The organism is Pseudoflavonifractor sp. AF19-9AC, from assembly GCF_003478995.1.
Lineage (GTDB): Bacteria > Bacillota > Clostridia > Oscillospirales > Oscillospiraceae > Lawsonibacter.
In genome coordinates, this window is record NZ_QUGI01000001.1 from 39501 (window position 1) to 48709 (window position 9209).

The 9209-nt window shown below is 60.6% G+C and carries 5 protein-coding genes; all 5 read left to right on the forward strand.

Annotation, left to right across the window (positions count from 1 at the left end; all coding sequences use genetic code 11):
- Nucleotides 1-273: 273 nt before the first annotated feature.
- A complete protein-coding gene (locus tag DWX58_RS00190) occupies nucleotides 274-2832 on the forward strand; it encodes a UvrD-helicase domain-containing protein (protein WP_118640709.1) in 2559 nt (852 codons plus the stop codon).
- Between the two features lie 334 nt (nucleotides 2833-3166).
- Nucleotides 3167-4894: an HlyD family efflux transporter periplasmic adaptor subunit gene (locus tag DWX58_RS00195; protein ID WP_158579170.1), complete on the forward strand. Its 1728-nt coding sequence runs from the start codon at nucleotides 3167-3169 to the stop codon at nucleotides 4892-4894.
- An 11-nt stretch (nucleotides 4895-4905) separates the two neighbouring features.
- On the forward strand, nucleotides 4906-5604 hold the full coding sequence (locus DWX58_RS00200; RefSeq protein ID WP_118640713.1) for an ABC transporter ATP-binding protein: 699 nt from the start codon (nucleotides 4906-4908) through the stop codon (nucleotides 5602-5604).
- Nucleotides 5601-6836: an ABC transporter permease gene (locus tag DWX58_RS00205; RefSeq protein ID WP_118640715.1), complete on the forward strand. Its 1236-nt coding sequence runs from the start codon at nucleotides 5601-5603 to the stop codon at nucleotides 6834-6836. Before DWX58_RS00200 ends, DWX58_RS00205 begins: the two co-directional genes overlap by 4 nt.
- A gap of 22 nt (nucleotides 6837-6858) precedes the next feature.
- On the forward strand, nucleotides 6859-9156 hold the full coding sequence (locus DWX58_RS00210) for an S-layer homology domain-containing protein (protein ID WP_158579171.1): 2298 nt from the start codon (nucleotides 6859-6861) through the stop codon (nucleotides 9154-9156).
- The last annotated feature ends 53 nt before the right edge of the window (nucleotides 9157-9209 follow it).

Here is a 9209-nt window from a genome sequence, read left to right on the forward strand (position 1 = left end):
AGATATAGGGTGGTGCGCGAAAAGAAGCGGAAAATGTTGAATAGGGGTTGTCCGGAGTTCCAAGTTCAATGTATGCCAAAGGGGGACAGGTTATACCTGGAAGGGAAAAATTCTCTTTCTTAAAATGGGCTCTTTATAAGAGTAGACGGAAAAAGAGTCAGAAGGTTCCGCTTCGGAAGGAAAAAGTTTGGAGGGGGAGCGCGGTTGACCCGGACGGGGGTTTGTTATACAATAAATCCGATTGCCAAAACGACCTGAGGAGAAGAAAGAACTATGCTCAATCACGACCAAGAACTTCGTTTTGCCCGGGCCCGGCGGGAGGCCATTGCCCGGGATTTCACCCGGCTGAATCCGGAGCAGCAGCGGGCGGTGCTCACCACTGAGGGGCCCCTTCTGCTGCTGGCGGGGGCGGGCAGCGGCAAGACCACCGTGCTCATTAACCGCATTGCCAATCTCATGCGGTACGGCCGGGGCTCGGACTGCCCGGAGGTACCCGGCTGGGTGACCGAGGAGGACCTGGCCTTTCTGGAGGGCTATGCCGCCTCCCGGGAGCAGCCCACTCCGGAGGACAAGGCGCGCCAGGAGCGGCTGTGTGCCCTGGACCCCGCCGCCCCCTGGACCATCCTGGCCATCACCTTTACCAATAAGGCGGCGGGCGAGCTGAAGGACCGGCTGGCGCGGATGCTGGGCCCGGCGGCAGAGGACGTGTGGGCCTCCACCTTCCACTCCGCCTGTGTGCGCATCCTCCGCCGGGACATTGAGCGGCTGGGCTTCTCCTCCTCCTTTACCATCTATGACACCGACGATTCCCTCCGGGTCATTAAGGACTGCATGAAGGACCTGCAGATGGACGACAAGCAGTTCCCGCCCCGGTCGGTGCTGGGCTACATTTCCCGGGCCAAGGACGAGATGCTGCTGGGTGAGGAGTATCTGGCCCGGTGTGAGAAGTCGGGGGACTTCCGCCTGACCAAAATCGCCAAAATCTATGTGGAGTACCAGCGCCGGCTGTGGGAGGCCAGTGCCCTGGACTTTGATGACATCATCCTCCATACCGTGCGCCTGCTGCAGAAATTTGAGGACGTGCGGACGTATTATCAGAAAAAATTCCGCTATGTCCTCATCGACGAGTATCAGGACACCAACAACCTTCAGTATCTCCTGGCCTCCACCCTGGCAGGGGGATATGAGAACTTCTGTGTGGTGGGCGACGACGACCAGTCCATCTACCGCTTCCGGGGCGCCACCATCGAGAATATCCTCTCCTTTGAAAAGCAGTACCCCAAGTGCCGCACCATTCGTCTGGAGGAGAACTACCGCTCCACCCGCCACATTCTGGAGGCCTCCAACGCGGTCATCCGCAACAACCAGGGCCGCAAGGGCAAGGAGCTGTGGACGAAAGCGGGGGAGGGGGAGAAGCTCCACCTCTACACCGCCATGAACGAGAACGACGAGGCCAAGTTTGTGGCCGACCGGATTGTGGAGGACGTGGCCCAGGGCCGGAAGTGGAAGGACCACGCCATTCTCTACCGCATGAACGCCCAGTCCAACCAGCTGGAAAATGCCTGCAAGCGCAGCGGCATCCCCTACCGCATCATCGGGGGCACCCGCTTCTTCGACCGGGCCGAGGTCAAGGACATGGTGGCCTACCTGGCGGTGCTCAACAATCCGGAGGATGACCTGCGCCTCACCCGCATCATCAACAACCCGCCCCGGGGCATCGGGGCCAAGACCATCGAGACCGCCCAGGAGGTGGCCCGGCGGGAGGAGACCTCCCTCTACGCCGTCATCGACAACGCCCGGATGTACCCGGAGCTGGAGCGCTCGGCGGGCAAGCTGGCCCAGTTCACCAGCCTTATGGGGGAGCTCAGCGGCCTTCTGGGGGAACTGCCTCTGGACAAGTTTTATGAGGAGCTCATTCTCCGCACGGGATACGCCACCATGCTGGAGGCCAAGAACACCGTGGAGGACCGCACCCGCCTGGAGAACGTGCGGGAGCTGCTCACCTCCATCCGTGGGTACATGGAAAACGCCGGGGACGAGCCCACCCTGGCGGGCTTTTTGGACGAGATCGCCCTCTATACCGACCTGGACAGCCACGACCCGGACCAGGACTGCGTGGTGATGATGACCATGCACGCGGCCAAGGGCCTGGAGTTCCCGGTGGTTTTCCTGGTGGGAGCTGAGGAGGGCATTTTCCCCGGCATCCGGGCCATCGGCGAGACGGAGGAGATGGAGGAGGAGCGGCGGCTGTGCTACGTGGCCATGACCCGGGCCAAGGAGAAGCTCTACCTCACCTGTGCCAGCCAGCGTATGCTCTTTGGCCGCACCAGTGCCAACCGCCCCTCCCGTTTTGTGGGGGAGATTCCGGAGGAGCACCTGGAGCGCTCTGGCCGCAGCTACCTGTCCTCCGGCGAGGAGAGCGGCTGGGGCGGCATGCCCAGCCGCACCTCGGGCTACACCGGCTATGGGGACAGCTTTGCCCGCAGCGGATATGGAGGCGGACGGGCCGCCCAGGGCATGACCCGCAGCCCCTACGACCAGCGGCCTCAGCCCGTCCAGCCGGCTTCCCCCTATGCTGCCTCCGGCCAGACCCGGCGCGCGGCCCCGGGAGCGGGACGCAGCAGCTTTGCCGCCTATGCCGCTCCGGCGGCTTCTGCCGGAACCCCCTCCTTCCAGAAGGGAGATACCGTGCGGCATAAGGCCTTCGGCCGGGGCATGATCCTCTCCATTCAGAAGATGGGGGGCGACGCCCTGGCGGAGATCGCCTTTGACGAGGTGGGCACCAAGCGGCTGATGCTGAAATCCGCCGCCGCCCACATGGAAAAGATTTAAAGCCACGGCCCCGGGCCGCGGAAGCGCGCGAAATATGCGCTTACGCGTCCGGGGCCTTTTTGTCGGATGAGGGGGAAAGGGAAAGAATTATTTTTTGGGAAAATAGTGAAAATTCCGCAGTATTTCCCTGACGAATTCGTCTATCTTTACAGGGGCGGCGGCGGGATCATCCAGGCCAGGCAGCGGAATACACTTAATGGAATCTTAAATATTTGTAATCACCCTGTAATTGTCTGGAAGCCGTCGGTCGCCTATAATGACCATTAGGACAGGTGTAGTCTGTCCATGTTGTTTGTTATTTTACCGGCCCCATGCGGCAAGGAGGATTTACGCTATGCCAGAAGTTACGACTCCCCAGGCCCAATCCCAAGCTCCCGTCCAGACTCCAAACCAGTCTTCTGCGCCGTCTAAAGGCCCGATGAAGAAGAAAGACGGCAAGAAAAAGATGGTAAAGCGATTGATTGCCCTGGGCGTCACAGCGGCCATCTTGTTCGGCGCCGGTTTTGGCGTGTGGTACCTGGTGTTCCGGAATGATAGCACGACAGGAAAACCCCTGTCTCAGGAGGCCCAGATCGGCACCATCCAGAGCACCGTCCAGGGCAACGGCTCCGCCGTGCCCAAGGAGTCGGCCTCCATCACCCTCAGTGCCGCCGGCACGGTACAGGAGGTCTTTGTCACCGTGGGTCAGCAGGTGATGGCGGGAGACCCCCTCTACACCATCGACAGCCAGGACGCCCGGGATAAACTGCAGAAGGCCCAGGAGAACCTGGATAAGCTGTACAAGGACATGGCCGACCTGCAGGAGGATGCGGCCAACCTGACCGTCCGTGTGCCCTTTGCCGGTAAGCTCCAGGATGTCAAGGAGTTCCAGCCGGACCAGGAGGTAGGCAAGGAGGCTCCGGTGGCTACCCTGGTCAACGACAAGAAGCTGAAGCTGTCCCTCTATTTCAGCTACGCCTATGAGAAGGATATCAAGGTGGGGCAGAGCGTCAACGTTTCCATCCCCGCAGTGATGAAGGACTACAAGGGGACCGTGGAGAAGATCAACAAGGTCAGCTACATCTCTCCGGAGGGAGCTGTCCACTTCGAGGCGGTCATCGTCTTTGACAATCCCGGCACCCTCACTGCCGGTATGGACGCCTCCGCTGTGCTCACCGCCGCCGACGGTACCTCTATCTACCCCTATCAGAACGGCAAAACCGAGTTCTATGAGACACGGAACATTGTGACCAAGGCCGGCGGTCCGGTGGTAAGCGTGGGCAATCTGCTCAACCACGCCAATGTTTCTGCGGGCGAGGCCCTGCTCACCCTGGGCTCCTCCACCATTGATGCGGATATCCGGGCCAAGCAAGAGCAGATCAATACGGCCCAGAAGGAGCTGGAGAACGCCCAGAAGGGCATTGCGAACTTCAACGCTGTGGCCCCCATCGACGGTGTGGTCTTCTCCTGCGCTCTGGAGCCCGGCCAGACGGTGAAGGAAGGAGAAACGGTCATCACCATCTCCAACACCACCACCATGCTGGTGGACATCCAGGTGGACAACCGCAACATCGGCTTTATTAAGGCGGGCATGACCATGGAGCTCACTGATCAGGCCACCAACACCCCCTATACCGGTACGGTCACCAAGGTGGCCATGCAGGGCGAGGTGGGCAGCGGCATGACGACCTACCCCGTGCAGCTGTCGGTGGACAACTTTGACAACAGTCTGACCAGCGGCTCCTGGCTGAGCTATAAGCTGGTCACCAGCGAGTCGGTGGACTGTGTTACGGTTCCCAACCAGAGTGTCCGGCGAGTGACTGACGTGGACGGCAACATCCACACCGTGGTCTTTGTGGAGGCCGACTCCAAGCCGGAGAACGCCATCGAGATTGCACCTTCCACACCCCAGGAAGGCACGCCGGAGCAGCAGAATACCATGCCCACACCGGAGGAGGGCTTCTGGCCCGTCCCGGTGACTATCGGTATTTCGGATACATATAACGTGGAAATCAAGGACGGCATTGAGGCGGGCACTCCCGTCTTCACCAACCGGGAGACCGACCAGAGCGCCGGCTGGTAAGAGGTGGCGCCATGCTCATCAGAATCAAGGATATTTATAAAATTTATAACGAAGGCAAGGAGAGCGAGGTCCGGGCCCTGGACGGAGTCTCGCTGGAGATTGACCGGGGCGAGTTTGTGGCCATTGTAGGCCAGTCGGGCTCGGGCAAGTCCACCATGATGAACGTACTGGGCTGTCTGGATATCCCCACCTACGGGGAGTACTGGCTGGACGGCACCGATGTCACCGAACTCTCCGACCGCCAGCTGGCCCGCATCCGCAATAAGGAGATCGGCTTTATCTTCCAGGGCTATAACCTCATCCAGGAACTGGACGCCCTGGAAAATGTGACCTTGCCCCTCATCTACCAGGGCCTGTCCATCTTCGAGCGGGAGGACCGGGCTATGGAGGCCCTGGAGCGGGTGGGGATGGCGGGACGGGCCCACCACCGCCCCAGTGAGATGTCCGGCGGTCAGCAGCAGCGGGTAGCCATCGCCCGGGCCATTGCCACCCATCCGCCTATTATCATGGCTGACGAGCCCACCGGTGCTCTGGACTCCAAGACGGGCCAGCACGTGCTGGAAATCCTTCGGGAGCTGAACCGGGAGGGCTCCACCATTATTCTCATTACCCACGACAACGGCATCGCCGCCCAGGCCAACCGAAGAGTTCGGCTGTCTGACGGCAAGATCGTCACAGACGAGCGGGGGGAGGAGGGAACGCAGGCATGAATCTGACACAGGCTTTTAAAATGGCATTCAAGTCCATTTACGCCAAAAAGACCCGATCCTTCCTCACCATGCTGGGCATCATCATCGGCGTGGCCTCGGTGGTGGTCATGGTCTCTGTGGTCTCCGGACAGAACAAGCGGAACCTGGAGTACTACGAGAAGATGGGTGACAACAAAATCAGCGTCAACGCCAACTCCTACACCGGCCAGGATATGGACCAGGTTCTCAACGACTTTGTGCTGGGACTGGGCGACCTGGTGGTGGGCATCACCCCAAACGTCCAGGCCTGGGGCAGCGAGATGATAGTCAAATACGGCGCCAAGAGCTACTCCACCCAGAACTACGAGCACTGGGAGGATATGATTCAGGTGCTGCTGGGCAACGACAAGTACGGCGTGTGCAACAACTACCAGCTGGGGGGCGGCCGGGAGCTGTCCTACCTGGACCTGAAAAATGAGAACAGCGTGTGCGTTCTGGGGGGCGGGCTGAAGGAAAAGCTCTTTGACTACACCGACCCCGTGGGCGAGACCATTACCGTCAACGGCATGCCCTATCTGGTGGTGGGCTGGTACCAGTCCAAGGACGTGCAGTACTCTCCCGAGGTGGACAACATCCTCCTGCTGCCCTACACCCTCAACCGTACCATCAACAAGAACCAGACCATCTCCTCCTGGAGCATCAAGGCCTCCTCCGCGGCGGCCACTACCCAGGTGATCACCAAGCTGGACGGCCTGCTCAACGGCATGTTCCCCCAGGATGAAAACGGCATGCGCCAGGGGGGCGACTTCTACGTGGGCAGCGACAACAAGTGGCAGGAGCAGATGCAGCAGGCCAGCCTTATGCAGACCCTGGTCATGGGCGGCATCGCCGCCATCTCCCTGCTGGTAGGCGGCATCGGCATCATGAACATCATGCTGGTCACCGTCACTGAGCGTACCCGTGAGATCGGTATCCGTAAGGCCATCGGCGCCGAGCGGCGGAGCATCATCGCCCAGTTCCTCATTGAGGCGGCGGTCATCTGCGGCATCGGCGGCATCATCGGCATTATTATTGGCTGTGCCGGGGCCCTGATCGCGGGAAAATTCCTGCTCCAGGGCATGATTTTGTGGCCCAACGAGACCATCACCATCGGAGCCTTCCTTTTCTCGGTGGTGCTGGGTGTCCTGTTTGGCATGTACCCCGCCGTCAAGGCCTCCGGTCTGCAGCCGGTGGAGGCCCTTCGGGCGGAATAAGGAGAATAGGAGTATGAAGCATATGAAATTAAAACGAGTGTTATCCGCTGTGGTGGCCGTGGCTCTCATGGCCGCCCTGGCGGTGGTGCCCGGCAGTGCCGCCACAGCCTCCTCCTTCACGGATATCAGCGACCCGGCCACTGCAATCAATGCCGATGTGCTGCGCCTGATGGGTGTGGTGAACGGAGTGGGCGGCAACCGCTTCAATCCCTCCGGAACACTGACCCGGGCGGAGTTCTGCACCATGGTGGTGAATTTCATGGGCAGAGGGGACGAGGTGCCCCTCCACGCCACCCGCACCATCTTCACCGATGTCACCTCGGAGCACTGGGCTCTGGGCTATGTCAATCTGGCTGCCTCCATCCGGCTGGGTGAGGGGGAGGAGACCTTCGGCCTCATCGGCGGCGTGGGAGACGGACGGTTTGCCCCCGACGATAAAATCACCATGGCCCAGGCGGTCACCATTCTCCTCCGGGTGCTGACGTACAGCAGCAAGCAGTTGGGAGCTGTGTGGCCCCAGAGCTACATGAATCTGGCCCAGTCCATCGGACTCACCGATGGTGTGTCCGCCGGTACCTATGACAACATCACCCGTGCCCAGGCGGCCCAGCTCTTCACCAACGCTCTGCGCTGCAAGACCGGTTCTGGTTCGGTGTATTACCGCGAGCTGGGGGACAAAAATCCCAAGGAGAACGTAGTTCTGTTGGCCGTGGGCGTGGTCAGCGAGGACGGTACCGACAACGGCGCCATCCGTACCTCTGACGGTACCTATCTGCCGCGGGCGACGGGAGCCCAGCCCTCTGCCCTCCAGGGACGGCGGGGTGCTCTGGTGCTCAATGACCGGAATGAGATCCTGACCTTTGTGCCCGATGACAGCACTTCCATTACCATTACCCTCTCCGGCGATGCCCAGCCCACCTACGTGAAAGCGGGAAGCACCCAGTACACCATTTCCAGCTCCACCAAGGTCTACACAGCGGACAAGGCGGAGGGAGACACCTACCTCAACGTATATAGTACCCTGAAGTCCGGGACCCAGCTCACCCTGTTTTCCGAGCGGGGCAAGGTGGTTGCCATTTACGCCTCCGGCGCAACCAGTGCCTCCACCGACGCGGTGGTGGTGATGGGCAGTCCCAGCGTGGCCATGTTCCACCAGCTCACCGGCGGAGCCACCAACTTCACCATCCAGAAGAACCGCCGGACCATTTCCCTCTCGGATATTCAGCCCTACGATGTGGTCACCTACGACGCCATGACCAACACCCTGGTGGTGTCTGATCTGCGTCTGGCCTGCATTTACGAGGACGCCTCCCCCAGTGCCAAGGCCCCGGAGAAAATCCACATTCTGGGCCACGACTTTGAGGTGCTGGAGAGCGCCTGGGACACCATTGGCCAGTTTTCTCTGGGCAGCAACGTTTCCCTTCTGCTCACAGCGGACGGCAAGGTGGCCGGCATGGCCAAGCCCACGGCCCAGACCCGCTCCAACGCCATGGGTATCGTCACCAGCGGCACCGCGGCCAAGATGTTCCTGCCCAATGGCGGAACCATTGAGCTCACCGGCAGCAAGAGCGATTTGAGCAAGCTCACGGACAATCTGGTTACCCTGTCCTCCGGCGCCCGGGACCGTCTCAACGCCAGCCGCATGACTTCCGGCTCCGTGACTGGTGACTTCCAGGTGAGCGCCATGAAGCTGGGCAATTACGATGTGGCCAACGGCGTGCGCATCTTTGAGCAGGTGGGTTCTGCCGTGGCTGCGGTGGATCTGAGCGCTCTGGATGGCACTATCCCTGCCAAGGATATTGACGCCTATCACCGGGATTCCTCCGGTCAGGTGGACTACATTGTCCTGAAGGCAGTCACCGGCGACGCCTATACCTATGGTATCCTCCGGGAGGGCGAGCAGACCGGCGGCGGAGACATGCCCTATACCAACCGTACCGTTACCGTGGAGAACCACGGCGGAAAGGGCAGCACCTTCATCACCGGCTATGCCTTCAAGGACGGCGGCTTCGGCGGTGTGGTGAAGGGCTACGGTGAACTGGATGGCCTGCCCAAGGCCGCCTCGGTCATCGAGCTGACCGAACTGAAGAATGTCTCTGCCTCTGATATCTTCATCAGCCAGGGAGTGCCCTATATCAACGCCAACGGCAAGACCTACCGGGTGGCCGATGACGTGGAGTGCTACAAGCAGGCCACCAAAGACTGGTTTAAGCAGGAAAGCGGCGCCGACCGGCTGGCCGCCTGCAAGGCCTTCTCCAGCAGCTTTACCATCTACGTGGATCCCATTGGCGAGAAGGTTCGCATTATCGTGGCCAAGTAAATCTGATACTATTCCATCCCCTTTCTTCGACGGCACAGCGGGGGGGGGGGGCG